This window comes from Ramlibacter humi, assembly GCF_004681975.1.
In the GTDB taxonomy this organism is placed as follows: domain Bacteria; phylum Pseudomonadota; class Gammaproteobacteria; order Burkholderiales; family Burkholderiaceae_C; genus Ramlibacter; species Ramlibacter humi.
The window spans coordinates 391221-417643 of sequence record NZ_SMLK01000003.1; the positions used below are offsets into that span (position 1 = coordinate 391221).

Genomic DNA, 26423 nt, shown 5'->3' on the forward strand with positions numbered 1-26423 from the left:
CGGCCGCGACTCTAGCGCAACACGCGAAACGAAGGCAAATCCGCAATGAAGCTTGCGACGTACAAGGACGGTTCGCGCGACGGCCAGCTGGTGGTGGTGTCGCGCGACCTGGCGACGGCTCATTATGCGACCGGCATCGCCGCGCGCCTGCAGCAGGCGCTGGACGACTGGGGCTTCGCCGCGCCGCAGCTGCAGGACCTGTACGAGTCGCTGAACGGCGGCAAGGCGCGCCACGCCTTCCCGTTCGAGCCGCGGCGCTGCATGGCGCCGCTGCCGCGCGCCTACCAGTGGGCCGACGGCTCCGCGTACATCAACCACGTGGAGCTGGTGCGCCGCGCGCGCAACGCCGAAGTGCCCGAGAGCTTCTACACCGACCCGCTCATGTACCAGGGCGGCAGCGACGACTTCCTGGGCCCGTGCGACGACGTGGTCGTGCCGAAAGAGGACTACGGCATCGACTTCGAAGCCGAGGTCGCGGTCATCACCGGCGACGTGCCGATGCAGGCCACGCCCGACCAGGCGCTGGACGGCATCCGCCTGCTGCTGCTGGCCAACGACGTCAGCCTGCGCAACCTCATCCCGCCGGAGCTGGCCAAGGGCTTTGGCTTCTTCCAGAGCAAGCCGGCCACCGCGTTCAGCCCGGTGGCGGTGACGCCCGACGAACTGGGCGACGCGTGGCAAGGCGGCCGCCTGCACCTCACGCTGCAATCCACCTGGAACGGCCGCCGCGTGGGCATGTGCGAAGCGGGTCCGGAGATGACCTTCCACTTCGGCCAGCTGATCGCGCACATCTGCAAGACGCGCAACGTGCGCGCCGGCAGCATCGTGGGCTCGGGCACCGTGAGCAACAAGGGCGTGGAGAAGGACGGCCGCACCGACTGGCCCAAGGGCTACAGCTGCATCGCCGAGAAGCGCGCCATCGAGACCATCCAGGACGGCAAACCCTCCACCGGGTTCATGCGGTTCGGCGACACCATCCGCATCGAGATGAAAGGCAAGGACGGGCAGTCGATCTTCGGGGCGATCGAGCAGAAGATCGCGCAGCCCGGCTGAGATTCTTGACCTTCCCCTCTGAGGGAGGCACCCCTTGCGCGCCGCCGCACGCGGGCGGATTCGCCGGAGTGGCGCGCGGGGGCTTTCGGCGGCCGCAGCCCGGCCGTAAGATGAGCGTCCATGCACCGCATCACCGGCCCCTACCGCGGCTACTTCGTCGCCGCCTACACGGTTGAAGCCAAGGGCGGCTTCGTGGGTTACGGCGCCGCGTGCGCCAAGCGCCCCAGCGCCGCGTGGCGCGCGAAGGGCCAGGCCGACGTGATCAGCAGCATCTATCCCAACGAGCTGCAGGCCCTGGTGGCCGCGGAACACAAGGTGCGGCTGGAGATCGACCAGCTGCCCCCCAGCTGGGACCCGTTCACCGCGCCGGGCCACCTGGTGCGCGATTCGGTCAACGACTCGCGCTGACGGCGCGCCGCGGGCGCGTCCCGCTCACAGCCGCAGCCAGGGCGTCCCGCTTTCTTCCGCCTCGGCCTGGCCGAGCAGGTCCAGGAACGAGTCGCACCACCAGTGCACGTCGGTGCGGCGGATGGTCGCCAGCAGGGCCTTGTGCCGCTCGCGGCGTTCCTCCAGCGGCATCTGCAGCGCCAGGTGGATGGCGGCCGCGGTGCCTTCGCTGTCGTACGGGTTGACCAGCAACGCCTCCTTCAGCTGCTCCGCCGCGCCGGCGAAACGCGAGAGCACCAGCACGCCGGGGTCTTCGGGGTTCTGCGCCGCGATGAATTCCTTGCAGACCAGGTTCATCCCATCGCGCAGCGGGGTCACCAGCGCCACGCGGCTGGCGCGGTACAGGCCCGGCAGTCGCGCGCGCGCCACCGTGCGGTGCATGTAGCGCACCGGCATCCAGTCGAGTTCGCCGTAGTTGCCGTTGATGGAGCCGCACAGGCTTTCCAGCTCGTGCAGGATGTCCGTGTACGCGCTGACGTCCTCGCGGCTGGGCGAGGCGATCTGGATCAGCGTGGCGCTCTGGCGCGTCTCCGGATAGCGCGCCAGCAGCTCGCGGAAGGCGCGCATGCGCTGCGGCAAACCCTTGGAGTAGTCGAGCCGGTCCACGCCCACCAGCAGCTTGCGGCGCGAATACTCGCGGCTCATGCGCTGGTACATCTCCTGCGCTTCCGGCGCCGCGGTGAGCGCCCGGAATTCGCCGACGTCGATGCCGATGGGGAAGGCCGCGGCGTGGATGAAGCGGTTGAACACGCGCCAGCGGCCCTCGCCGGCCGGCTGGGCGTGCGCCTCGTCCTGGATGTAGCGGCAGAAGTGGTCGAGGTCCGCGTTGCTCTGGAAGCCCACGAGGTCGTACGCGCACAGGCCTTTCATCAGCCAGTCGTGGCCGGGGATGGCGGCCAGGATCAGCGGTGGCGGCAGCGGGATGTGCAGGAAGTAGCCGATGCGCTGCGTGCAGCCGAGCGAGCGCAGTTCCGCCGCCAGCGGGATGAGGTGGTAGTCCTGCACCCAGATCACGTCGTCGGGCTGCAGCATCGCCAGCAGGCGCCGCGCGAACATCTGGTTCACGCGCCGGTAGCCTTCGATGTAGCCGGCGTCGAAGTCGGCCAGGTCCAGCCGGTAATGGAACACCGGCCACAGCACGCCGTTGCTGTAGCCCACGTAGTACGCGTCGTAGTCCTCGCGCGTGAGGTCCACCGTGGCCAGCGTCACCGGCCCTGCGTGGTGCACGTGCATCTGCGTCTCGGTGCCGACGGGTTCTTCCACCAGCTTGCCGCTCCAGCCGAACCACAGGCCGCCGCTGTCGTTCAGCACCTCGCCCAGCGCGACGGCCAGGCCGCCCGCCGCCGTCTTGCGGGGGTCCGCTACCCGGTTCGATACGACGACGAGGCGTCCCATGCCGTCAGATCACCGTGTCCCACGACGACGACAGGCGCACCGCGGCGTTGATCAGGCCGACCATGGAATAGGTCTGCGGGAAGTTGCCCCACATCTCCCCGGTGGTCTCGTGCGTGTCCTCGGACAGCAGCCCCAACGGGTTGCGGCACTCGAGCATCCGCTCGAAGATCTCGCGCGCCTGTTGCTTGCGCCCGATGCGCGCCAGCGCATCGATGCGCCAGAACGTGCAGATGTTGAAGGCCACCTCGGGCGCGCCGAAATCGTCGGCGGCCTCGTAGCGCCGCATGTAGGGGCCGTTGCACAGCGACTTCTCCAGCGCATCCACGGTCTTCACGAAGCGCGGGTCCTTGGGATCGATGAAGTTCACCTCGGCCATCAGCAGCGCGCTGGCGTCCAGGTCGCGGCCGCCGAAGCTTTCGGCGAAAGCCTGGCGCTCCTCGCTCCACGATTCGTTGAGGATGCGGTCGCGGATGGTGGTGGCGCGTTCGGACCAGTAGTTGGCGCGATCCCTCAGGCTCAGCGTCTGCGCCACCTTGGCCAGCCGGTCGCAGGCGGCCCAGCTCATGAGGGCCGACGAGGTGTGGATGCGCGCGCGCGTGCGCAGCTCCCACATGCCGGCATCGGGCTCGCTGTACACGCGGAAAGCCTGCTCGGCCACCGCTTCCAGCGAAGCGAACTCCGCGCGCCCCGCGCGCCGCAGCAGGCGGTGGTCGTGGAAGGCCTGTGCCGTCGCCAGCACGATGTTGCCGTACACGTCGTGCTGGAAGTGCTCGGCGGCCTGGTTGCCCAGGCGCACCGGACCCATGCCGCGGTAGCCGGGCAGGTGGTCCAGGATCGATTCCGGCAGCTTCTCCTCCTGCCCCACGCCGAACAGCGGCTGGATGTGCCCGCCGCGCGAGCGCACCACCACGTTGGTGAGCCAGCGCAGGTACTCCTCCATCGTCGCGACTTCGGAGATGCTGTTGAGCGCGCGCACGACGAAGAACGCGTCGCGCAGCCAGCAGTACCGGTAGTCCCAGTTGCGGCCGCTGTGGGGCGCCTCCGGGATGCTGGTGGTCATGGCCGCGATGATGGCGCCGGTGTCCTCGAACAGCGACATCTTCAGCGTGATGGCCGCGCGGATCACCGCGTCCTGCCATTCCAGCGGCAATGCGAGCGCGCGCGACCAGTTGCGCCAGTACGCCGCCGTGTCCTGCTCGAACGAGCGCGCCGTGTCCTCGATGCCGCCCGTGAGCGTCTCGTCCGGGCCCATGATGAAGTTCAGCGGCCGGTCGGCGACGAAGTACGTCTCGGAGAGGATGTAGTCGATGGGCGCGTCGGTGTTCACGCGCAGGGTCTGCGCGGGCCCGACGAAGCGGATGTGGGTGCTGCCGCGCGTCACCTGCGGCTGGAAGCGGCCGTAGTCGAAGCGCGGGCGCAGCAGCACGCGCATGCGCGGCGTGCCGCCCAGCACGCGCACGCGGCGGATCAGCGTCAGCGGCCGGAACGTGCGGCCGCGGTTCCAGAAGCGCGGCGCGAAGTCGGTGATCTCGATGCCCTGCCCCTGCCGGTCGTACAGGCGCGTGCGCAGGATGGCGGTGTTGGGCTCGTACGCGTGTTCGCTGCGCTCGAAGTCTTCCAGCTCGAAGGCCCACACGCTGCCGTTGTCGCTGGGGTCCAGCAGCGCGTTGAACACCGGATCGCCGTCGAAGCGCGGCAGGCAGCACCAGACGATGCTGCCGCGCTCGTCCACCAGCGCGCTGTAGGCGCAGTTGCCGATGACGCCGAGGTTCAGGTTCGGCACCGCGGGGTTGGGATTCATGCGGTTTCTCCTCTGCGGGCGACCTTCATGGCCACCGCGTTCTCGAATTCGGTTCGCAGCGCGCCGGGGTCGGCCAGCCGCTGCCACGCCACGGTGGGGCCTTCGCCCACCTTCACGCCCAGGCCGCCCGCGCGCTGCACGGCCGCGAAGCCGGCTTCGTCGGTGACGTCGTCGCCGACGAACACCGGCACGCGGCCCTGGAACGGGGCCTCGCGCAGGAAAGCCTCGATGGCGTTGCCCTTGCTGGCGGCGCCGGGCTTGGCTTCCACCACCATCTTCCCGCGCAGCAGCGTCAGGCCGGGCGACAGCGCCACCGCGCGTTCCATCGCTTCCAGGCACAGCGCTTCCAGGTGCGGCGCCTGCCGGTAGTGCACGGCCAGCGAGCGCTCCTTGTGCTCGACCATCAGCTGCGAGTGCACCGCCGCCAGTTCCCTGGCCGCGCGCTCCACGGTGTGCATGGGATGCGCCGGCAGCCGGTCGACGGCGCCGTGCGCGCTGCGGCGTTCCGCGCCGTGCACGCCGGCCACGGCCAGCTGCAGCGGGCGCAGGAAGCGGTCGATCTCGCGGATGGGCCGGCCGCTGACGACCGCCATGGCGCCGCCGAGGTAGCCGTGCAACGCCGACAGCGTGGGAACGAGTCCCGAGGGGACGACCACGGCGCCCGGCTCGGGCGCGATGTCCACCAGCGTGCCGTCGAAGTCCAGGAACAACGCGCAGGCCGGACTCAGGATGTCCACGAAACTCATGGATCGTGAACCTACCATCGCCGGGTTGCCGCCGTCAGGCCTGCCCAGCGCCTGAGTGTGTAGGAATGAGCCTACGTGCCGACGCGCTTCGGCGGAAGGGGCATGGGCGCGCCGAGTCCACTCGTCCGAAGGCTGCGCGGACGCGTCGGGTGGCGCCTGTGAGCTCTACCTCGCGTACAGCCCTTCAAGCGATTCGAACCCCTTCACCTCGATCGGATTGCCGAACGGATCGCAGAAGAACATGGTCCATTGCTCGCCCGGCTGGCCGGGGTAGCGCAGTTGCGGTTCCAGCACGAATTCGGTGCCCGCCGCTTTCAGCCGGTCGGCCATCGCCTGCCATTGCGCCCGCTGCAGCACCAGGCCGAAGTGCGGCATGGGCACCAGCTGGCCGCCGACCTTGCCGGTGCGCGTGGTCTTGAAGGGCTCGCCCAGGTGCAGCGAGATCTGGTGGTCGAAGAAATCGAAGTCCACCCAGGTGTCGGTGCTGCGCCCTTCCACGCAGCCGAGCACGCCGCCGTAGAAGCGGCGCGCCTCGTCGAGGTCGGTCACGTGGAAGGCGAGGTGGAATAAGCTTCGCATCCCCCCAAGACTAACGCAGCACCAGATGGACTACTCGCGCTACCGCACGCTCGCGATCACCCGCCGCGGCCCTTCGGATTCCGTGCTGGACATCCAGATGCGCGCCACCAATGGCAAGCTGCCGACCGCCGGCCACGAGGGCCACCGCGAGCTCACCGAAGTCTGGCGCGACGTGTCCGCCGACGACAGCGTGCGCGTGGCGGTGCTGCGCGGCGAAGGCCAGGGCTTTTCCGGCGGCGGCGACCTGTCGCTGGTGCAGGACATGACGCAGGACTTCGAGGTGCGCAGCCGTGTGTGGCGCGAAGCGCGCGACCTGGTCTACAACGTCATCAACTGCGACAAGCCCATCGTCAGCGCGATGCACGGGCCCGCGGTGGGCGCGGGGCTCGTTGCGGGCCTGCTGGCCGACATCCCGATCGCGGCGAAGACTGCGCGCATCGTCGATGGCCACACGCGCCTGGGCGTGGCGGCGGGCGACCACGCGGCCATCGTGTGGCCGCTGCTGTGCGGCCTGGCCAAGGCCAAGTACTACCTGATGCTGTGCGAGCCGGTCAGCGGCGAGGAAGCCGAGCGCATCGGCCTGGTGGCGCTGGCGGTGGACGACGACAAGCTGCTGGACAAGGCCTACGAGGTCGCGGACAAGCTGGCGCAAGGCAGCCAGAGCGCGATCCGCTGGACCAAGTACTCGCTGAACAACTGGCTGCGCCAGGCCGGTCCGGCTTTCGACACTTCGCTCGCGCTGGAATTCATGGGCTTCGCGGGCCCCGACGTGCGCGAGGGCGTGGCTTCGCTTCGCGACCGCCGCGCGCCCAAGTTCGGCGGCTGAACGGGCCTTGCGCATGGCCGCGCTGCGGCCTCCCGCGCGAACCCGGATAATCCGGCCCATGCAGCGCCTGCGCCACGCCCGCTTCCTCGCCCGCCTCGTGCTGGCGTGGTTCGCGCTGTCGCTGGGCGTGGCGATCGCGTCGCCGCTGGTGCAGCCCAAGGCGATGCAGCTGGTGTGCAGTGGCGCCGCCATGAAAGTGGTCTTCCAGGACGGCGGCGACGACGGCCAGGCGCCCACGACGCACAAGTTGGACTGCCCGCTTTGCGCCGCCGCTTCCGCGCCCCCGCCGGTCATGGAGCCGGCGCCCGTGGTCCAGCCCCTGGGCCGCGCGGTTCAATCCATCCCGGCCGCCGAGACCGCGGCGCTCACCGCGGCGCCGTTGCCGGCGCGCGGACCACCTTCTTTCTCCTGACGCACTGACCTGTCCACGCGCGGCGAGGCCGCGGCGTGGCCCGTGTTCCATCCAGGAGATTCCGTGCATCGCACACCCCTTGCCATGGCCTTGGCCGTGGTTGTCCCTGCCGGCTTCGTCCCGGCGTCGCAGGCGCAGGAAGCGCCGCGCAAGTCGCTGGGCGTCGTCACCATCACCGGCGGCCAGTCGACGTCGCTGCCCACGCAGGTGCCCGCCACCATGGAAGGCGTGGACCGCGAGCAGATCGAGCGATCGGTCAACGCCACCGACAGCGAAGACGCGCTGCGCTACCTGCCCAGCCTGCTGGTGCGCAAGCGCTACGTCGGCGACTACAACCACGCCATCCTGTCCAGTCGCGCGTCCGGCACGGGCAACAGCGCCCGCTCGCTGGTCTATGCGGACGGCATCCTGCTGTCCAACCTGCTGGGCAACGGCGTGGGCGGACTTTCGTTCCCGCCGCGATGGGGCCTGGTCACGCCGGAGGAGATCGACCGCGTCGACGTGATGTACGGCCCGTTCTCGGCGGCGTATCCCGGCAACTCGGCCGGCGCCGTGGTGGACTACGTGACGCGCATGCCCACGAAACTGGAAGCGCACGCGAAGGCCGGCTACGTCGTGCAGCCGTTCGAGCTGTACGGCACGGATGCCACCTACCGTGCGTGGCAGACCAGCGCGTCGATCGGCAACAAAAGCGGCGACCTGTCGTGGTGGGTGAGTGTCAACCGCACGGACAGTGAGGGGCAGCCGCTCACCTTCGCTACGCGCCTTGCGAGCGCGGGCACGCCCGGCGGCGCCGGTGTTCCGGTCACCGGCGCCGCGCTGGTGAACAACAGCGCCGGCGCGCCCTGGTACGTGATCGGCAGCGCGACGCAATACGCCACGCGGCAGGACCACTTCAAGGTGAAGCTCGCGTACGACTTCAGCGGCACGCTGCGCGCGACGTACACGCTGGGCTGGTGGCGCAACGAGTCCGCCGGCAATCCGGCGTCGTACCTGCGCAATGCGGCTGGCGCGCCGGTGACGTCGGGTGCCGTCAGCCTGGGCGGCGCCACGTTCGCGCCGCTCACGGGCGCGGACTTCCCGCTCACGCGAGAGTCGCTCACGCACGTGATGCACGGCGTCGGCGTGAAGAGCCGCACGGGCGGCGAGTTCGACTGGGAGGCGAATGCCAGCCTCTACGACTACCAGCGCGACACCAAGCGGCAGAACGCCGGCGCCAACGTTCCGCCCGCCGCCTTCACCGGCGGGCCGGGCACCGTCGCCGACGGCAGCGGCACCGGCTGGATCGCGTTCGCGTGGCGCGGCACGTGGCGGCCGCAGGGCGAGAAGGGGCCGCACATCGTCGACTTCGGCGTGCAGCAGGACAGCTACCGCCTCGCGTACCTGACGTCCGCCGTGCCGGGCAACTGGCTGGTGGATGCCGCCGGCCCGGTGGCCAGCGATACCGGCGGCCGCACGCGGCTGCGCAGCCTGTGGGCGCAGGACGTGTGGTCGTTCGCGCCGGGCTGGAAGTTCGTGCCGGGCGCGCGCGTGGAGCAGTGGACCGCGTACTCTGGCTTCACGCGCATCCCCGGCGCGGCGCCCGCGGTGAACACCGATTGGCCCCAGCGACGCGAAAGCGCGTTGTCACCGAAAGCGGCGCTGTCCTGGCAGTGGAAGCCCGACGTGGTGCTCAAGGGCGCGGTCGGCCGCGCGGTGCGTTTTCCCACCGTGGCGGAGTTGTACGGGGCGACTTCCACCGTCAACGCGCAGTTCATCAACGACCCCAACCTGCGGCCGGAGCGGTCCTGGACCGGCGAGCTCAGCGCCGAAAAAGACCTGGGCAACGGCACCGCGCGCCTGACCTTCTTCACCGAGGACACGCGCGACGCGCTCTACAACCAGACGCTGTTCGATCCCGTGGCGAACCGGAACGTGAGCCGCGTGCAGAACGTCGGCCGCATCGGCACGCAGGGGCTGGAGGCGGCGTGGAGCGGCAACGACGTCTGGGCCAGGGGCCTGGACCTGAACGCGAGCGCGACGTACGCCAACTCCGTGATCAAGGAGAACGCCGGCTTCGTCACCACGCCCGGCGACACCATCGGCAAGCGCCAGCCCAACATCCCGCGCTGGCGCGCGTCGATGCTGGCTTCGTTCCGCTGGAACGAGCGCTGGTCCACGTCCATCGGCGCGCGCTACAGCAGCCGCCAGTTCCGCACGCTGGACAACAGCGACGTCAACGGCTTCGCCTACATGGGCGTGAGCCGGTTCTTCGTCGTGGACCTGCGCGCGCAGGTCAAACTGGACCGGCACTTGACGGCCGCGTTCGGCATCGACAACGTCAACAACGACAAATACTGGAACTTCCACCCTTATCCCCAGCGAAGCTACTTCGCAGAATTGAAGGCAGACCTATGAGCAAGAAACACCTCCTCTTTGTCGCCGCCGCCTGCGCGGCCGGCGCCGCCGGCGCGCACGTCGTGCTCGAGTACCAGGTCGCGCCCGCGGCCAGCAGCTACAAGGCGACCTTCAAGGTCGGCCACGGCTGCGCCGACGCTTCGCCCACGAGGCAGATCAGCGTGCGCATCCCGGCGGGCGTGCAGGGCGCGCGGCCCATGCCCAAGCCGGGCTGGCAGCTGGACATCCGCCGCGAAAAGCTGGCTGCGCCGTACACCTCGCACGGGCGCACCATCGCCGAAGACGTCGCGGTCATCACCTGGACTGCGCGCACGCCGGCCGACGCGCTGCCCAACGACCAGTACGATGAGTTCGTGCTGGCCGCCACCATGCCCGACAAGGCGGGCACGATCTACTGGCCGGTCAGCCAGGTGTGCGACCAGGGCCGCGCCGACTGGACCGAGGTGCCCAAGCCGGGGCAGAAGCTGTCGGACCTGAAGAGCCCGGCCGCCGCGCTGGAGATCCTGCCCGCCGAAGGCGGCGGGCATTCGCATTGAAGTTTGCAGGAGGACTGGATGAAGAAGATGAAGACTCTGCTGGCCGGCGCGATGCTGCTGGCCGCCGCCGGCGCTTTCGCGCAGGCCTCGGCGCCCGTGACGGTGACGGCCCCCTGGGCCCGCGCCACCGTGCAGGGCCAGCGCGCTTCGGGCGCGTTCATGACGCTGGTGCCCGCCGAAGCGCTGACCCTGGTCGGCGTGTCCACGCCTGTCGCGGGCGTGGCCGAGGTGCACGAGATGAAGATGGAAGGCGACGTCATGCGCATGCGCGCCGTGCAGTCGGTGCCGCTGCCGGCCAACCAGCCGTTCCAGCTCAAGCCCGGCGGCTACCACCTGATGCTGCAGGAGCTGAAGGCGCCGCTCGCGCCCAATACCAGCATCCCGGTCACCCTGAGCTTCCGCACCGCCAAGGGCGAAGCGCGCCAGCTGACCGTGCAGGTGCCCGTGTCAACCCTGCCGCCCAAGGAAGCGGGCGTGGTAGGTGCGGAGCCGCACAAGCATTGACACCAGCCGTTGCCAAGGCGCCGCACGCGCTCCGGCGCGTGCGCCTTGCGCCTGCTAAGCTGGCGCCAACCACCCGGAGGCGCCCCCATGAGCGACAACCCCAACCTCGGCTTCGCGAAGTTCGTTCCCGGGTTCGATTTCTTGCAGAGCTTGGCCAAGGGCGCCACGCAGACGATCCCGCAGCTGCCCAATCTCTCCAACTGGGTTGCGCCCACGCTCAACGTCGAAGAACTCGAGAAGCGCATCGAAGAGCTGAAGGCGGTGCACTTCTGGCTGGACCAGAACTCCAAGGCGCTGTCGGCCACCATCCAGGCACTCGAGGTGCAGAAGATGACGCTGGCCACGCTGAAGGGCATGAACTTCAACATGGGTGATCTCGCCAATGCGATGAAGCTGAAGGCGGGCGAAACCATGATGGGCGGCATGCAGAAGGCCGCCGAGACTGCCGCCAGCGCGGCGAAGAAGGTGTCTTCCACGTCGCGCGGCTCGGGCGCGAAAGCCAAGGCTGCCGGCAGCGGCGTGGTCGACCCGATGCAGTGGTGGGGCTCGCTCACGCAGCAGTTCCAGCAGATCGCCGCCGACGCGATGAAGGACGCGGCGCGCAACACCGCCATCGACACCGCTCGCAACATGGCCACCGGCGTCGCGAAGGAGGCGGTGAAGTCCGTCACCCGCAAGACGCCCGCGAAGAAGGCCCGCAAGACCACTGGCCGCAAGACGGGCTGACCCCCCGATGAAACTGTTCCCGTTCGCGCACGCGACGCACCCGCAATGGCCGATGGCGGCCGGTCTGGTGCTGGCGCAACTGCGCGCCCAGCTGGCGCTGCCCGGGTACGCGGCGTCGCCCACGCTGGGCCTGCTGTACATCACCGACCACTACGCGCCGTACGCGCAGGACATCCTGGACCACGTCAGCGCCGAGCTGCCCGAGGTCACCGACTGGTGCGGGACCGTCGGCGTGGGCATCGCTTCCAGCAACGTCGAGTACTTCGACGAGCCCGCGCTGGCCGTCATGCTGTGCGCCGTGCCGCCGCATCAGTACCGGGTGTTCTCCGGCGTCGCGCCGCTGGGCGCGGGCGAAGGCATGGGGTTCGAGCCGCACACGGCGCTGGTGCACGCGGACGCGGCCACGCCCGACCTGGGCGAGCTGATCGCCGAGATGGCCGACCGCACCGCCACCGGCTACCTGTTCGGCGGGCTGGCCGCCAGCCGCCAGCAGGCCGTGCAGTTCGCCGTCGGCGGCAACGGCAACATCAAGGGCCAGGGCAAGGCCGGCGGCGTGTTCCGCGGCGGCCTGTCGGGCGTGGCTTTCGGCGAAGGCGTGAAGCTGGTGTCGCGCGTCACGCAAGGCTGCCAGCCGACCGGCCGCGAACGCGAAGTGACGTCCGCCGAAGGCAACGTGCTGCTCACGCTGGACGGCGAGCCCGCGCTGGACGTGCTGCTGGATGAAGCGGGCATCTCGCTCGACCGCCCGCAGGCCGCGATGTCCGCGCTGCGCGCCACGCTGGTGGGCCTGAGCGCGCCCGGCGACGACGTGATGGCGCGCGCCGGCACCTTCGGCACCGACGTCGAGGTGCGCCACATCATCGGCCTGGACCCCGGCCGCCGCGGCGTGGCCGTGGCCAGCCAGGTGGAGAAGGGCATGCGCATGGCTTTCTGCCACCGCAACGCGCAGGCCGCACGGGCCGACCTGATGCGCATCTGCGCCGAGATCCGCGAGGAATTCGAGCCCGAGGAAATGTCGCTGCACGCGGCGGCCGCGATGGCAGCGCCCGATGCGCTGTCGTCCCCGTCGCCGGACCGCCGCATCGCGGGCGCCATCTACGTCAGCTGCGCGGGCCGCGGCGGCCCGCATTTCGGCGGTCCCAGCGCGGAACTGCAGATCGTGCGCCGCGCGCTGGGCGACGTGCCGCTGGTGGGCTTCTTCGCCGGCGGCGAGATCGCGCGCCACCACGTGTACGGCTATACGGGCGTGCTCACCGTCTTCGGGTGAACGATGGCCAAGGGATCGACTTCCAGCAATGGGGCCGTGTGGCGCGGCGTGGCGTGGGCCTGGGGCGAGCAACGCGGCCGCGCGGCGCTGGGCGCGCGCGCGGTGCTGGCGGCGTTGCGCCACGGCAAGCCGCTGCGCCGCTGGCTGGCCGCGGTGAGCGACCTGCGCTCGCGCGGGCTCATCGACGACGAGCGCCGCGAGTACCTGCGCGCGCTGCGTCCCTTCGTGCACCGCCAGACCGACGTCGGCGCGCGCGTCGCGCAACTGATCGACCACCTGGACTGGATGGAGACCGCGTTCCAGCCCGATGCCTACGAGGGGCTGGTGCGCGGCCAGCCGCTGGTCCTGGCCGAACTGCCGCCGCCGCGCGGCTACGACGCGGTGCAGCTGCGCCTGCAGCGCAACGTTCGCCAGAGCCCGGAAGGCGAGCTGCTGTTGACGTTGTCGGTGCGGCGTTCCGCGCAGGTGCAGCCCGCGGCGCCTTCGCTCGACGTCGCGGTGCTGGCCTTCACCCGCATCCGCCTGGACACGGTGCCCACGCTGGCCATCGGCGGCGTGCGCGGGCAGCGCGATGCCTCGCGCATGTCGGCCACCGAAGTGACGCAGGTGCTGCAGGGCTGGAAGGCACCGGTGCTGATGGTGCGCGTGGCGCAGGAACTGGCCCGGTACTGGGGCCTGCAGCTCGCGGGGCTGGACCCCTCGTGGCACCGGCTGCGGGCGTGGCCGTACAACTGGCGGCGCAGCCACCGCGAAGCGGCGAAGCGCATCTTCACCAGCTACGAAGCGCTGTGGGACCACTTCGGCGGCCGCTGGGGGATGCCGGGCTGGGTGATGCTGCCGCTGAACTCCGACGAGAAGCTGGAGGCCACCGCGCTGTCGGACGAGAAGCGCTCGCGGCAGACGCGCCGCGCCGACTACTGGATCCGCACCCGCACCCTGCTGCGCGACGAGTTCGGCCGCCGCCTGGTGCTGCTGGCGCCCGGCAGGGGCGGGGTGACGCAGAACCTGGGCCCGCGCACCGTCGCGCAAAACGACTGGGAGCTGCGTGATTTCCGGAACAGTTCGGAAGTGGTGCCTTCGCGCTCCATGGACACCGGTCCCGGCGCGCTGGAGTGAGTTTCAGCGGCGCAGCCGCGTGAACGCCTCGAATTCCCAGTTGCGCATCGCCAGCACCAGCGTGTAGCCCTCGCGCTCCTTCTCGGCCAGCTTCTGGTCGGCCTGGTGCTGCTGGGCGAAGTCCTGCGCCAGGCGCTGCATGCGTTCCACGAAGGAAGGCGCGATGGCGCGGCTGACGTTGCCGTGCACCAGCAGCAGGCCCTCGGCATGGGCGTCGAAGCCGCCCGCGAAGTAGTCCAGCACCACGTGGTCGCGGAAGAAGTTCATCACCGGGCCGTGCGGGCGCCAGCGGAAGGTCTTGGCCAGCTTCAGCCGGTAGCGGTTGAGCGGCCGCAACTCGATGATGCCGATGCGGTCCAGTTGAACGAGCGCCTTCACCGCCTCGGCTTCGCTGATGCGGTACGCGGCGACGATCTGCTCCAGCGTCCACTGCGACAGCACGCAGATGGCGGCGAGCAGCAATCTCTTGTCGGCGACCACGGCGCGCTCCTGCTCCTGCGTCAGCTCGGTCAGCAGCGGCTGCGCGTCCGCCACGCGGCGCGCCAGATCGGCGAAATCGAGCTTGAGCGCGCGGCACACCGCGTCCACGCGCGAGAGCGACATGTCGCCTTTGGCGAGCATGCGCTTGACGCTGGACTCCGCCATGCCCAGCCGCTTGGCGAGATCGGCGTAAGTGAGTTGCGCGGCCTTGAGTTCCTTCTTGAGGGCGGTGACCAGGTCGGCGGTGGTGCTCATGGCGGTATCGGGTATTGATACTTGAGGTGCTCTGCGGCGGCAATGTAGCCTGAATTTCGAGACCGGCTGTCACCCCGATCGCACATTGCGGTCCGTTCCCACTCCAAGAAGGAATTCAGGACATGAACCGCATCACCGATCGGGAAAGCTGGCTGCTCGCCGCCGTACTGGCCTTGGTCGCCGTGGCTGCTTTCGGCCCCGCCGTCGCGCAGCACGCGCACTACCACGACTTCGCGGACCAGCAGGCCCGCTGGGGCGTGCCGCACGCGGCGGACGTGCTGTCGAACCTGGCGTTCGCTGCGACGGGGCTGGCCGGCGCATGGCGGCTTGCGGTTGCGCAGCTGGACCGCGTGCAGCGGGCGCTGGGCGCACTGGCCTGCGCCGGATTGCTGCTGACGGCCGCTTGTTCGTCCTGGTACCACCTGCAGCCGGGTGATGCCGGGTTGGTGATCGATCGCCTGGGCATGACCGTCGCGTTCGCGGGCCTGCTCGGACTGGCGGCTTGCCACGTCAGCCGCCGCGCGGGCATCGCCACTGCCGTGCTGGTGCTGGTGGGTGCGCCGCTGACGCTGCTGGTGTTCGCGGCCAGCGGCAACCTGCTGCCGTGGGCGGTGCTGCAAGGCGGCGGCATGGCGCTGCTGCTGGCATGCGCACTACTGCGCGGGCACGACGCGCTGCCCATCCGTTGGGAGCTGGTGATCGCCGCCTACGCGCTGGCCAAGCTGTTCGAGCTGGGCGATCACGCGATCTGGGAAGCGACGGGCCAGTGGATCTCGGGCCACAGCCTCAAGCACCTGGTCGCTGCGGCCGCGGTGTGGCCGGTACTGGCCACATGGACGCCACGGCCCGCCGGGCAGAATGCCGCCCAACAGCCGCTGAAGGCGGCCTGACCCGAGGAGGAGAACAACGATGACCACCATCGCGCAAGGCGCGCCGGCGACGGCCGCGCACGAGCATCCCAACCAGTTCGCGCTGCTCGGCCAGCGGCGCTTCGCGCCGTTCTTCTGGACGCAGTTCGCGGGCGCGGCCAACGACAACCTGTTCAAGTTCGCGTTCACCGTCATGGTGACCTACCAGCTGCAGGTGGGCTGGCTGCCGCCCGCTCTCGCGGGGCTGGCGATCGGCGCTCTCTTCATCCTGCCGTTCCTGCTGCTGTCGGCCACCAGCGGCCAGCTGGCGGACAAGTACGACAAGCGCGTGCTGATCCGCTTCGTGAAGTGGCTGGAGATCGTGATCATGCTGATCGCGGCCTGGGGCTTCTTCGCCGCCAACGTGCCCGCGCTGCTGCTGTGCACCTTCCTCATGGGCGTGCACTCCACGCTGTTCGGCCCGGTGAAGTACGCCTACCTGCCGCAGCACCTGGCCGAGCGCGAACTCACGGGCGGCAACGGCATGGTGGAGATGGGCACCTTCGTCGCCATCCTGCTGGGCAACGTGGCGGGCGGCCTGCTGGTCGCGGTGCCGGACGTCGGCCCGCACTGGGTGGGCTGGGCGTGCATCGCCATGGCGGTGGCCGGCCGCGCCGCCGCGCAGTTCATCCCGCCCTCGCCTTCCACCGATCCGCAGCTGCGCATCAACTGGAACCCGTTCACGGAGACGTGGCGCAACCTGAAGCTGGCGAACGGCAACGTGGTGGTGTTCCGCTCGCTGCTGGGCATCAGCTGGATGTGGTTCTTCGGCGCGGTGTTCCTCAGCCAGTTCCCCAGCTTCGCCAAGGAGGTGCTGCACGGCAACGAGCAGGTCGCGTCGCTGCTGCTGGTGGTGTTCTCGGTGGGCATCGGCATCGGTTCGCTGCTGTGCGAGGTGCTGTCGCGCCGCCACGTGGAGATCGGCCTGGTGCCGCTGGGCGCCATCGGCATGAGCGTGTTCGCGGTGGACCTGTACTTCGCCTCGCGCGGGCTGCCCGCGGTGCCGGTGCAGGCGCTGGGCGTGTTCGTCGCCAAGGCCGCGCACTGGCGCGTGATGGCCGACCTGGCGCTGCTGTCGCTGTTCGCGGGGCTGTACAGCGTGCCGATGTACGCGCTGATCCAGCTGCGCTGCCAGCCCACGCACCGCGCCCGCATCATCGCGGCCAACAACATCCTGAACGCGCTGTTCATGATCGCCAGCGCGGTGATCGCCGGCGCGCTGCTGAAGTCCGGCTTCGGCATCCCGCAGATCTTCCTGTTCACCGGCATCGCCAACGCGGTGGTGGCGGCGTACATCTTCCTGCTGGTGCCGGAATACCTGCTGCGCTTCGTGGCCTGGTTCTCGTCGCGCTTCATCTACCGCTTCCGCGTGCGCGGCGACGAGCACATCCCGGTGGAAGGCGCCGCCGTGCTGGCCTGCAACCACGTGAGCTTCGTCGACGCGGTGCTGCTGATGGCGGCCAGCCCGCGGCCGATCTACTTCGTGATGGACCACCGCATCTTCCGCATCCCGGTGCTGGGCTGGCTGTTCCGGCTGGCGCGCGCGATCCCCATCGCGCCGCAGAAGGAAGATCCAGCCGTCTACGAAGCGGCTTTCGAACGCGCGGCGCAGGTGCTGCGCGAAGGTGACCTGCTGGCGATCTTTCCCGAGGGCGCGATCACGCGCGACGGGCAGCTGCAGGAATTCAAGGGCGGGATCATGAAGGTACTGGACCGCGCCCGCGCCGACGGCGTGCAGCCCCCGGTGGTGCCGATGGCGCTGACCAACCTGTGGGGCTCGTTCTTCAGCCGCGTGGAGGAAGGGCGCGCGATGGTGCGGCCGTTCCGGCGCGGGATGTTCAGCCGTGTCGGGCTGAACGTGGGCGAGCCGCTGCCGGCGGCGCAAGTGCAGCCGGCGGTGCTGCGGGCCCGCGTGTCGCAGCTGCTGGTGGGCTGAAAGTATCGAAAAGCGATACCAGGCAGCGCGGACCGCGCCATTCGGCCGAAAGCCTGCCTCCGCCGCGGGAACCGGCCCGACACTGCGTCCGCCCGGATGACCGGGTCCACGAAGAAGGAAGAAGAAGCCATGAACAACGCCAAGCGACTCGCCGTGCTGTTGTCCGCCGCGATGCTGCTGTCCGGAACCGCGCGCGCTGCCAACGACGCTGTCCACGCCTCCGCCGCGGTATCGGTCGCACCGGTAGCGTCGGTGGTCGTGGGATCCGCGGCGCTCTCGGCCGCTGCGGTTGCCGTGCCGGTGACGTTGTCGGCCGCGGGCGCGACGCTGGTGGTCAAGGGCGTCGAGGCCAGCGCAAAAGGCACGGTGTACGTGCTCGAGCGGGTCTCGGATGGCGCGCGCATCAGCGTGGAAGTGGCCGGCCGCGTGGCGGACGGCGCATCCCGGATGGTCGACAAGACCGTGGTCAGCACCGTGGTGGCCAGCGGCATCGTGTTGTCGGCCGCCGGCGAAGTCATCGCCTTCATCCCCAACGAGCTGGGCAAGGCGCTGATGCACAACGAACGCGTGACGAACTGAGATGAAGGCCCGCGACTCTTTCGCACCGGCCTGGCTGCTGGTATTGGCCCTGGCGGCCGGCCATGCCCACGCGGGCCGGTCCTGCGAGGACCGCCCGATGACGGCTGACATGCTGCGCAACGGGCTGGCCACGGCCCAGCGCGCTCAGGAGGCGCTGGAAGCCGAACACGCCCGCAACGGCACGCAGGTGGTGGTGCTGGCGCGGGCCGGCCAGGACCTTTCGAAGTACGGGCTGCGGTACTCGCACTTCGGCTACGCGTACCGCGACGAGTCGGGCGGCGCCGCCACCTGGCGCGTGGTGCACAAGCTCAATCAGTGCGGCACCGCCACCAGCGCCCTCTACCGGCAGGGACTGGGTGAGTTCTTCCTCGACGACCTGTGGCGGCAGGAAGCCGCCTGGGTGGTGCTCAAGCCCGAGCTGCAGCAGCGCCTGTTGCCGCTGCTGCGCGACAACGTTGCCGTCGCGAAGCTGCACCAGCCCGCGTACAGCATGGTCGCGTACTCGTGGGCCACGAAGTACCAGCAGTCCAACCAGTGGGTGATCGAGACCCTGGCCCTGGCACAGACACCGCCGGCCGCCGACCGCGCGCAGGCGCAGGCCTGGCTGCAATGGCAGGGCTACCAGCCCACCACGCTGCACCTGGGCCCGCTCACACGCCTGGGCGGCCGCGTCACGCGCGCCAACATCGCTTTCGACGACCACCCGAACGAGAAGCGCTTCTCGGACCGCATCGAGACCGTGACGGTGGACTCGGCGTTCGCCTGGCTGGCGAAGTCAGGCCTGGGGTCGGCGCCGCAGGCCGTGCGCCTGGACGCGCTGCCCTGAGAGTTCAGGCCGCGCGCAGGCGGTACCACCAGCGCGCCGTGCGCCGGCGGACCAGGCGCGACCAGCGCCAGGCGTACGACGAGCGCACGCGCGCCAGCAGTGCATCTTTCCACGCGACCCAGCGCGGGTACAGCCTGGCGAACCACGCCAGCCGCATCAGCGCCGGCTGCGTCAGCGAGAACAGGCGCGCGACGATGGCCGTGCCCGCCAGTTTCGCGACGATGATGACGGTGGCCCCCAGCGCCACGTGTCCCTGGCCGACCAGCCACAGCGCGAGCAGCTTCACCGGCAGCAGCAGCAACGTGGGGACGACGAACAGCGCCAGCGCTGCGTAGGGCGGCAAGGCACGGATGCGCGGCTCCAGCCAGCGCAGGTGCAGGCGCGCGCTGAGCCACACCAGCCCGTGCTGCAGCGGCTCCCAGCCCCATTCCTCGAACAGGATCAGCAGCGCGATCGGCCAGCTGGCCAGCCGGCCGAGGAAGGAAAGGAAGCGGCGCCCCATGTGGCGCGATGGTAGCGGCGCGGTCAGACGCCGCGCGCGCGATCTTCCCGGAACACCGTGCGGAACTGCGCGAAGCGGCCGGCTTCCAGCGATTCGCGGATCTCGCGCATCAGGTTCAGGTAGTAGTGCAGGTTGTGGATGCTGGCCAGCATCGGCGCCAGCATCTCGCCGCAGCGCTCCAGGTGGTGCAGGTACGCGCGCGAGAAGCCGCCGCTCACCGTGCCGTCCGGCGCGGTGTGGCCCTTGCACGCGTAGCAGGTGCAGCTTTCGTCCAGCGGGCGCTCGTCGGTGCGGTGGCGCGAGTTGCGCAGCTTCAGGTCGCCGAAGCGGGTGAACAGGTGGCCGTTGCGCGCGTTGCGGGTGGGCATAACGCAATCGAACATGTCCACGCCCTGCGCCACGCCTTCCACCAGGTCTTCGGGCGTGCCCACGCCCATCAGGTAGCGCGGCTTGTTTTCCGGCAGCCGGTGCGGCGTGTGCGCGGTGATGCGCAGCATGTCTTCCTTGGGCTCGCCCACGCTCACGCCGCCGACGGCGTAGCCGGGGAAATCCATCTCCACCAGGGTCGCCAGCGACTCTTCGCGCAGGTGCTCGAACATGCCGCCCTGCACGATGCCGAACAGCGCGTTGGGGTTGTTCAACCGCGCGAACTCGGTCTTGCAGCGCTGCGCCCAGCGCAGGCTCAGCTCCATCGAGAAGCGCGCTTCCGCCTCGGTGGTGAGGTGGCCCTTGGTTTCGTACGGCGTGCACTCGTCGAACTGCATGACGATGTCGCTGTTCAGCGCCGTCTGGATCTGCATCGAGATCTCGGGCGTGAGGAACAGCCTGTCGCCGTTCACCGGCGAAGCGAACTTCACGCCTTCCTCGGTGATCTTGCGCATCTCGCCCAGGCTCCAGACCTGGAAGCCGCCCGAGTCGGTGAGGATGGGCCGGTGCCACTGCTCGAAGCGGTGCAGGCCGCCGAACTGCGCCAGCACGTCCAGGCCGGGGCGCATCCACAGGTGGAAGGTGTTGCCCAGGATGATCTGCGCGCCCATGTCGTCCAGCGAGCGGGGCGTGACGCCTTTCACCGTGCCGTAGGTGCCCACGGGCATGAAGATGGGGGTCTGCACCACGCCGTGGTTCAGGGTCAGGCGCCCGCGGCGCGCGAGGCCTTCCGTGGCCAGCAGTTCGAATTTCAGCATCTCAGGTGCGCCGCTCCAGCAGCATCGCGTCGCCGTAGCTGAAAAAGCGGTAGCGCTGCGCCACGGCGTGGCGGTACAGCGCCATCACGTGCTCGTAGCCCGCGAAGGCGGACACCAGCATCATCAGCGTGGACTTGGGCAGGTGGAAATTGGTGATCATCAGGTCGACCACGCGGAAGCGGAAGCCCGGCGTGATGAAGATGTCGGTGTCGCCTTGCGCGCGGCCGGTCGCGGCCCAGGTTTCCAGCGTGCGCACGGTCGTCGTGCCGACCGCGATGATCCGGCCGCCCTCGCGGCGCGTGCGCGTGATGGCGTCCTGGGTGGCCGCGGGAATCTCGTACCACTCGCTGTGCATGCGGTGCCGGGCGATGTCCTCGGTCTTCACCGGCTGGAAGGTGCCCGCGCCCACGTGCAGCGTGATCGCCGCGCGGCGCACGCCGCAGGCGTCCAGGCTGGCGAGCACGGAGTCGTCGAAGTGCAGCGCCGCCGTCGGCGCCGCCACCGCGCCGGGCGAGCGCGCGAACACGGTCTGGTAGCGGTCGACGTCCTGCGCGGTGTCCTCGTGCTCGATGTAGGGCGGCAGCGGCACGTGGCCGTGGCGTTCCATCAGGCCGAACGGGTCTTCGCTGAAGCGCAGGTGGAATAGCGCGCCTTCCGGGTCGGGCCAGCGCCCGAGCAGCGTGGCGGTGAAGCCGCCGTCCATGGCCAGCACCGTGCCCACCGGCGGCTTCTTGCTCACCTTCATGTGGGCGACGACCTCGCCGTTGGCCAGCACGCGCTCCACCAGCAGTTCGAGCTTGCCGCCGGTGGGCTTCCCGCCGAACAGGCGCGCCTTCACCACCTGCGTGTCGTTGCAGATCATCAGGTCGCCGGGCGACAGCAAGGCGGGCAGCTCGCGGAAGACGCGGTCGGCAGGCCGTGAATGGCGCCCATCCAGCAGGCGCGAAGCGCTGCGCTCCGGCGCGGGATGCTGGGCGATCAGTTCGGGGGGCAGGGCGAAGTCGAAATCGCCCAGGGAGAAGGTGCGCATGTTCTGGAGGGCCGGACGGACCCGTTCCCGACAAGGAGGACAGGCAGAATTGTCCCATGCCCGCCAACGTGCCCCTGACGGCGCCCCAGAAAGCCCTGCACAAGATGGGCCTGGCGCGGGACATCGACCTGGCCCTGCACCTGCCGCTGCGCTACGAGGACGAGACCCGCATCACGAAGCTGCGCGACGCGCGCGATGGCGAGACGGTGCAGATCGAGGGCGTGGTCACCGACAGCCACATCGCCTTCCGCCCGCGCCGCCAGCTGGTGGTGACCATCGACGACGGCAGCGACACCTGCGCGCTGCGCTTCTTCACCTTCTACCCATCGCACCAGAAGGCGATGGCGGTGGGCAACCGCATCGTCGCGCGCGGCGAGATCAAGGGCGGCTTCCTCGGGCGGCAGATGGTGCACCCGGGCTTTCGCGCGGCGGGTGGCGAGTTGCCGCAGGCGCTGACGCCGGTGTATTCGACGGTCGCCAGCCTGCCGCAAACGTACCTGCGCAAGGCGGTGCAGTCGGGCGTGGCACGCGCCGACCTGGCCGACACCATCCCGCCGCAACTGTCGCCCCAGCTGGGGCTGCAAACCGGCTGGAGCCTGCGTGAAGCCTTGCAGTTCCTGCATCATCCGACGCCGGACACATCGCTCGCCGCGCTGGAAGACCGCAGCCACCCGGCGTGGCAACGGCTGAAGGCCGAGGAATTGCTCGCGCAGCAGCTGTCGCAACTGCAGAGCAAGCGCGAGCGCGATGCGTTGCGCGCGCCGGCGCTGGCCACGAACGCCGGCGGGCTGCACGAGCAGCTGCTCGCGGCGCTGCCGTTCCAGCTGACCGCGGCGCAGCGGCGCGTCGGCGAGGAGATCGCGCGCGACCTGGCGCGCGAGGTGCCGATGCACCGCCTGCTGCAGGGCGACGTCGGATCCGGCAAGACCGTGGTCGCCGCGCTGGCGGCGGCCATCGCCATCGATTCGGGCTGGCAGTGCGCGCTGATGGCGCCGACCGAAATCCTGGCCGAGCAGCATTTCCGCAAGCTCATCGGCTGGCTGGAACCACTGCTCTCGCCCAAGGGGCTCACCGTTGCGTGGCTCACCGGCGGGCAGCGCAAGAAGGAACGAGAACCCATGCTGGCCGCGGTGGCCGGCGGGCAGGCCGCGCTGGTGGTGGGCACGCACGCGGTCATCCAGGAGCAGGTGCAGTTCCAGCGGCTGGCGCTGGCCATCATCGACGAACAGCACCGCTTCGGCGTCGCGCAGCGGCTGGCGTTGCGGGAGAAGATGAGCGATGAAGGCCGCGAGCCTCACCTGCTCATGATGTCCGCGACGCCGATCCCGCGAACTTTGGCGATGAGCTATTACGCCGACCTGGATGTCTCGACGATCGACGAACTGCCGCCGGGCCGCACGCCCATCGTCACCAAGGTCGTGGCGGACAGCCGGCGCGAGGAAGTCATCGAGCGCATCCGCTCGCAGCTGGCGCAAGGCCGGCAGGTGTACTGGGTCTGTCCTCTGATTGAAGAGAGCGAGGCGCTGGACCTCACGAACGCGACCGCCACTCACGAAGAGTTATCGGCCGCTTTGCCCGGCGTGATGGTCGGCCTGCTGCATTCGCGCATGCCGCCCGCCGAAAAGAAGGCGGTGATGGCGCTGTTCTCCGGCGGCCAGATGGGCGTGCTGGTGTCCACCACCGTCATCGAAGTGGGCGTGGACGTGCCCAATGCTTCGCTGATGGTGATCGAACATGCCGAGCGTTTCGGCCTGTCGCAGTTGCACCAGCTGCGCGGCCGCGTGGGCCGCGGCGCGGCGGCTTCCGCCTGCGTGCTGCTGTACTCGGCCGGTGACAACGGCCGCCTGGGCGAAACAGCGCGGGCGCGATTGAAGGCGATGGCGGAGACCGCCGACGGCTTCGAAATCGCGCGCCGAGACCTGGACATCCGCGGCCCGGGCGAGTTCCTGGGCGCACGCCAATCGGGTGCCCCACTGTTGCGCTTCGCCGACCTGGCCACCGACACCCACCTGCTGCAAGCCGCACGCGAGCTGGCGCCGCTGATGCTGGACCGGTTCCCCGAAAACGCCCGCCGCCACGTGGACCGCTGGTTGGGTGGAAAATCGGATTACCTGAAGGCATAGACCGGGACAATGGGCGCAGGCGGATGACCCTCACCGAACTCAAGTACATCGTCGCGGTGGCGCGCGAGAAGCACTTCGGCAAGGCCGCCGAAGCGTGCTTCGTCTCGCAGCCCACCTTGTCGGTGGCGATCAAGAAGCTCGAGGACGAGCTGGAGATCAAGCTGTTCGAGCGCAGCGCCAACGAGGTGAGCGTCACGCCGCTGGGCGAAGAGATCGTGCGCCAGGCGCAAAGCGTGCTGGAGCAGGCCGCCGCGATCAAGGAGATCGCCAAGCGCGGCAAGGACCCGCTGGCCGGTCCGCTGAAGCTGGGGATCATCTACACCATCGGCCCCTACCTGCTGCCCGACCTGGTGCGCCAGGCCATCGACCGCACGCCGCAGATGCCGCTGATGCTGCAGGAGAACTTCACGGTGAAGCTGCTGGAGATGTTGCGCACCGGCGAGATCGACTGCGCCATCATGGCCGAGCCCTTCCCCGACACCGGCCTGGCGCTGGCGCCGCTGTACGACGAGCCGTTCTATGCGGCCGTGCCCACCGGCCATCCGCTGGCCGAACGCAAGGCGGTCACCGCGCAGGAACTCAAGGCCGAGACCATGCTGCTGCTGGGCAACGGCCACTGCTTCCGCGACCACGTGCTGGAGGTGTGCCCGGAGTTCGCGCGCTTTTCCAGCGACGCGGAAGGCATCCGCAAGAGCTTCGAGGGGTCGTCGCTGGAAACCATCAAGCACATGGTCGCCGCGGGCATGGGCATCACGCTGGTGCCGCGCCTGTCCGTGCCCAAGGAAGCTTTCGACAGCAAGCCCAGGCGCCGCCGGGACGACCAGGCCTTCGTGCGCTACATCCCTTTCGAAGGCGACCCGCCCTCGCGCCGCGTGGTGCTGGCGTGGCGCCGCAGCTTCACCCGCTACGAAGCCATCGCCGCGCTGCGCAACGCCATCTACGCCTGCGAGCTGCCGGGCGTGAAGCGGCTGTCGTGAGCGGCGGCGAAATGATCTTCAACTGAACATGGCCGACGATTCCCAGCTGTACCAACCCGGCATCCTCGAAGGCGTTCCGCGCGTCGCGCGTTACGTGCAATTCACGCTTGCGGGCGAGCGGCAGCCCGCGCGCGCATTGAAAGACGCGATGACCCGCATCTCGCCGCTGGTGAACGGGCGCGACGTGGTGATCGGCCTGGCGCCCGCATTGGTGAAGGCGCTGGGCGGCGAGGTGCCGGGCCTGCACGAGTTCCCGGAACTCGGCGGCTCGGTGAAGGTGCCCGTGACGCCCGGCACGCTGTGGTGCTGGGTGCGCGGCGACGACCTGGGCGACCTGCTGCACGTCACGCGCAAGCTGCAGAAGGCGCTGGCGCCGGTGTTCACGCTGCGACATGTCACCGATGCTTTCCGGCATCGCCATGACGGCGTCACCGGCTTCGGACGCGACCTCACCGGCTTCGAAGACGGCACGGAGAACCCGAAGGACGGCGAGGCGATCGAAGCTGCATTTGCGCATGGCCAGGGCGAAGGCCTGGACGGCGCCAGCTTCGTGGCCGTGCAGCAGTGGGTGCACGACCTGGATGCCTTCGACGCCATGCCCGAAGAGCACCAGAACCACGCCATCGGCCGGCGCCTGTCGGACAACGAAGAGATCGAGGACGCGCCCGAATCCGCGCACGTCAAGCGCACGGCGCAGGAAAGCTTCGATCCCGAAGCCTTCGTGCTGCGCCGCTCCATGCCTTGGCTGGCCAGCACGCAGGCCGGCCTGATGTTCGTGGCCTTCGGCAAGTCGTTCGACGCCTTCGAAGCGCAGATGCGCCGCATGGCCGGCCTGGACGACGGCATCGTCGACGGCGTGTTCAAGCTCTCGCGCCCGGTCAGCGGCTCGTACTACTGGTGCCCGCCGATGCGCGGCGGCCAGCTGGACTTGCGCCGGCTGGGCTTTCGCTGAAGCGCGATGCACGCGCGTGTGGCGCTCTGGCTGGACCTGATCCGCTGGAACCGGCCGGCGGGCTGGCTGCTGCTGCTGTGGCCCACGCTGTCGGCGCTGTGGGTGGCCGCGCACGGGTTTCCCGGCTGGCACCTGGTGGCGGTGTTCACGCTCGGCACGGTGCTGATGCGCAGCGCGGGCTGCTGCGTCAACGACGTCGCCGACCGCGAGTTCGACCGCCACGTGAAACGGACCGCGCAGCGGCCTGTGACGGCGGGGCGCATTTCCGTGAAGGAAGCTTTGGCGCTGGGCGCCGTACTGGCGCTGCTGGCGTTCGGGCTGGTGCTGACGACGAATCGCGCGACGGTGCTGTGGTCGTTCGCGGCGCTCGCCATCGCGTTGGTCTACCCGTACGCCAAGCGCTACGTCGCCATGCCGCAGGCGGTGCTGGGCATCGCGTTCAGCTTCGGCATCCCGATGGCTTTCGCGGCGGTGCAGTCGCGTGTGCCGCTGCTGGCGTGGGTGCTGCTGCTGGGCAACCTGTTCTGGGTGCTGGCCTATGACACCGAGTACGCGATGGTCGACCGCGACGACGACCTGAAGATCGGCATCCGCACGTCCGCCATCACGCTGGGCCGCGCCGATGTCGCGGTGGTGATGGCTTGCTATGGCGCCTTCCTGGCGATCTGGCTGGCGGCGCTGGGCGAGCGCGAGCTGGGCTGGCCGTTCAACCTGGGTGTGCTGGCCGCCGCGGCGCAGGCGCTGTGGCACTGGCGCATGATCCGCGACCGCACGCGCGAAGGCTGCTTCCGCGCCTTCCGCCTCAATCACTGGGTGGGGTTCGCGGTGTTCGCCGGGGTGGCGGCCGGCTACGCGCTGAAGTAGCG

The 26423-nt window shown here is 69.7% G+C and carries 26 protein-coding genes; 18 read left to right on the top strand and 8 right to left on the bottom strand.

Annotated elements, in window-relative coordinates:
- Positions 1-45 precede the first annotated feature (45 nt).
- Positions 46-1053: a fumarylacetoacetate hydrolase family protein gene (locus EZ216_RS12795; RefSeq protein WP_135250149.1), complete on the top strand. Its 1008-nt coding sequence runs from the start codon at positions 46-48 to the stop codon at positions 1051-1053.
- 120 nt (positions 1054-1173) lie between these two features.
- Complete coding sequence (locus EZ216_RS12800) at positions 1174-1461, top strand: hypothetical protein (RefSeq protein ID WP_135250150.1); 288 nt, start codon at positions 1174-1176, stop codon at positions 1459-1461.
- Positions 1462-1485: 24 nt separating this feature from the next.
- On the opposite strand, the gene otsA is transcribed toward EZ216_RS12800, so the two are convergent.
- The 4 genes from otsA to EZ216_RS12820 form a co-directional block, all read right to left on the bottom strand.
- On the bottom strand, positions 1486-2895 hold the full coding sequence (otsA, locus tag EZ216_RS12805) for an alpha,alpha-trehalose-phosphate synthase (UDP-forming) (protein WP_135250151.1): 1410 nt from the start codon (positions 2893-2895) through the stop codon (positions 1486-1488).
- Positions 2896-2899: 4 nt separating this feature from the next.
- Entirely contained in the window at positions 2900-4696 is a 1797-nt protein-coding gene (locus EZ216_RS12810) for a glycoside hydrolase family 15 protein (RefSeq protein ID WP_135250152.1), read from the bottom strand.
- Positions 4693-5442, bottom strand: a complete 750-nt coding sequence (gene otsB, locus EZ216_RS12815; RefSeq protein ID WP_135250153.1) for a trehalose-phosphatase — start codon at positions 5440-5442, stop codon at positions 4693-4695. The genes EZ216_RS12810 and otsB overlap by 4 nt, the downstream gene beginning before the upstream one ends.
- Before the next feature lie 165 nt (positions 5443-5607).
- Entirely contained in the window at positions 5608-6021 is a 414-nt protein-coding gene (locus EZ216_RS12820; RefSeq protein ID WP_135250154.1) for a VOC family protein, read from the bottom strand.
- Positions 6022-6046: 25 nt separating this feature from the next.
- On the opposite strand from EZ216_RS12820, the gene EZ216_RS12825 reads away from it, so the two are divergent.
- The 8 genes from EZ216_RS12825 (at position 6047) to EZ216_RS12860 (ending at position 13805) form a co-directional block, all read left to right on the top strand.
- On the top strand, positions 6047-6847 hold the full coding sequence (locus EZ216_RS12825; RefSeq protein ID WP_135250155.1) for an enoyl-CoA hydratase/isomerase family protein: 801 nt from the start codon (positions 6047-6049) through the stop codon (positions 6845-6847).
- 58 nt (positions 6848-6905) lie between these two features.
- Entirely contained in the window at positions 6906-7259 is a 354-nt protein-coding gene (locus EZ216_RS12830; protein ID WP_205959672.1) for a DUF2946 family protein, read from the top strand.
- Between the two features lie 84 nt (positions 7260-7343).
- On the top strand, positions 7344-9656 hold the full coding sequence (locus EZ216_RS12835) for a TonB-dependent receptor (RefSeq protein ID WP_135250156.1): 2313 nt from the start codon (positions 7344-7346) through the stop codon (positions 9654-9656).
- Entirely contained in the window at positions 9653-10192 is a 540-nt protein-coding gene (locus tag EZ216_RS12840; protein ID WP_135250157.1) for a YcnI family copper-binding membrane protein, read from the top strand. The genes EZ216_RS12835 and EZ216_RS12840 overlap by 4 nt, the downstream gene beginning before the upstream one ends.
- A gap of 18 nt (positions 10193-10210) precedes the next feature.
- Positions 10211-10696, top strand: coding sequence for a copper chaperone PCu(A)C (locus EZ216_RS12845; RefSeq protein WP_135250158.1), 486 nt, complete (start codon positions 10211-10213; stop codon positions 10694-10696).
- An 87-nt stretch (positions 10697-10783) separates the two neighbouring features.
- On the top strand, positions 10784-11422 hold the full coding sequence (locus EZ216_RS12850) for a PhaM family polyhydroxyalkanoate granule multifunctional regulatory protein (protein ID WP_338050545.1): 639 nt from the start codon (positions 10784-10786) through the stop codon (positions 11420-11422).
- A gap of 7 nt (positions 11423-11429) precedes the next feature.
- Complete coding sequence (locus EZ216_RS12855; protein WP_135250159.1) at positions 11430-12689, top strand: FIST signal transduction protein; 1260 nt, start codon at positions 11430-11432, stop codon at positions 12687-12689.
- 3 nt (positions 12690-12692) lie between these two features.
- Positions 12693-13805 (top strand): DUF535 family protein, encoded by a 1113-nt coding sequence (locus EZ216_RS12860; RefSeq protein ID WP_135250160.1) that lies wholly within the window; start codon positions 12693-12695, stop codon positions 13803-13805.
- Positions 13806-13808: 3 nt separating this feature from the next.
- Here the strand turns inward: EZ216_RS12860 and EZ216_RS12865 are convergent, their stop codons facing one another.
- On the bottom strand, positions 13809-14540 hold the full coding sequence (locus EZ216_RS12865; RefSeq protein ID WP_135250161.1) for a helix-turn-helix domain-containing protein: 732 nt from the start codon (positions 14538-14540) through the stop codon (positions 13809-13811).
- A gap of 122 nt (positions 14541-14662) precedes the next feature.
- Here EZ216_RS12865 and EZ216_RS12870 point away from each other — a divergent pair, with 122 nt between their 5' ends.
- The 4 genes from EZ216_RS12870 to EZ216_RS12885 all read left to right on the top strand — a co-directional run bounded on the left by EZ216_RS12870 (position 14663) and on the right by EZ216_RS12885 (position 18789).
- The gene (locus EZ216_RS12870) at positions 14663-15430 is read left to right on the top strand and encodes a hypothetical protein (protein WP_135250162.1); all 768 of its coding nucleotides are present in this window, start codon (positions 14663-14665) and stop codon (positions 15428-15430) included.
- Positions 15431-15449: 19 nt separating this feature from the next.
- Complete coding sequence (locus tag EZ216_RS12875) at positions 15450-17384, top strand: MFS transporter (RefSeq protein WP_135250163.1); 1935 nt, start codon at positions 15450-15452, stop codon at positions 17382-17384.
- Positions 17385-17513: 129 nt separating this feature from the next.
- A complete protein-coding gene (locus tag EZ216_RS12880) occupies positions 17514-17963 on the top strand; it encodes a hypothetical protein (RefSeq protein ID WP_135250164.1) in 450 nt (149 codons plus the stop codon).
- A 1-nt stretch (position 17964) separates the two neighbouring features.
- Entirely contained in the window at positions 17965-18789 is an 825-nt protein-coding gene (locus EZ216_RS12885) for a DUF2145 domain-containing protein (protein ID WP_135250165.1), read from the top strand.
- Between the two features lie 4 nt (positions 18790-18793).
- Here EZ216_RS12885 and EZ216_RS12890 read toward each other — a convergent pair whose 3' ends face one another.
- From EZ216_RS12890 to queA, 3 genes are read right to left on the bottom strand one after another with little or no spacing between them, the layout of a single operon-like run.
- On the bottom strand, positions 18794-19291 hold the full coding sequence (locus tag EZ216_RS12890; RefSeq protein ID WP_135250166.1) for a hypothetical protein: 498 nt from the start codon (positions 19289-19291) through the stop codon (positions 18794-18796).
- A 23-nt stretch (positions 19292-19314) separates the two neighbouring features.
- On the bottom strand, positions 19315-20475 hold the full coding sequence (gene tgt, locus EZ216_RS12895) for a tRNA guanosine(34) transglycosylase Tgt (protein WP_135250167.1): 1161 nt from the start codon (positions 20473-20475) through the stop codon (positions 19315-19317).
- Between the two features lies 1 nt (position 20476).
- Positions 20477-21505: a tRNA preQ1(34) S-adenosylmethionine ribosyltransferase-isomerase QueA gene (queA, locus tag EZ216_RS12900; RefSeq protein WP_135250168.1), complete on the bottom strand. Its 1029-nt coding sequence runs from the start codon at positions 21503-21505 to the stop codon at positions 20477-20479.
- Positions 21506-21561: 56 nt separating this feature from the next.
- Here queA and recG point away from each other — a divergent pair, with 56 nt between their 5' ends.
- From recG to ubiA, 4 genes are read left to right on the top strand one after another with little or no spacing between them, the layout of a single operon-like run.
- Positions 21562-23628 carry an ATP-dependent DNA helicase RecG gene (gene recG, locus EZ216_RS12905; protein WP_135250169.1) on the top strand — a complete coding sequence of 689 codons (2067 nt, stop codon included), beginning with the start codon at positions 21562-21564 and terminating at the stop codon, positions 23626-23628.
- A 23-nt stretch (positions 23629-23651) separates the two neighbouring features.
- Complete coding sequence (locus tag EZ216_RS12910; protein WP_135250170.1) at positions 23652-24605, top strand: LysR substrate-binding domain-containing protein; 954 nt, start codon at positions 23652-23654, stop codon at positions 24603-24605.
- Positions 24606-24633: 28 nt separating this feature from the next.
- Positions 24634-25557: a Dyp-type peroxidase gene (locus EZ216_RS12915; RefSeq protein WP_135250171.1), complete on the top strand. Its 924-nt coding sequence runs from the start codon at positions 24634-24636 to the stop codon at positions 25555-25557.
- 6 nt (positions 25558-25563) lie between these two features.
- Entirely contained in the window at positions 25564-26421 is an 858-nt protein-coding gene (gene ubiA / locus EZ216_RS12920) for a 4-hydroxybenzoate octaprenyltransferase (protein ID WP_135250172.1), read from the top strand.
- Positions 26422-26423 lie beyond the last annotated feature (2 nt).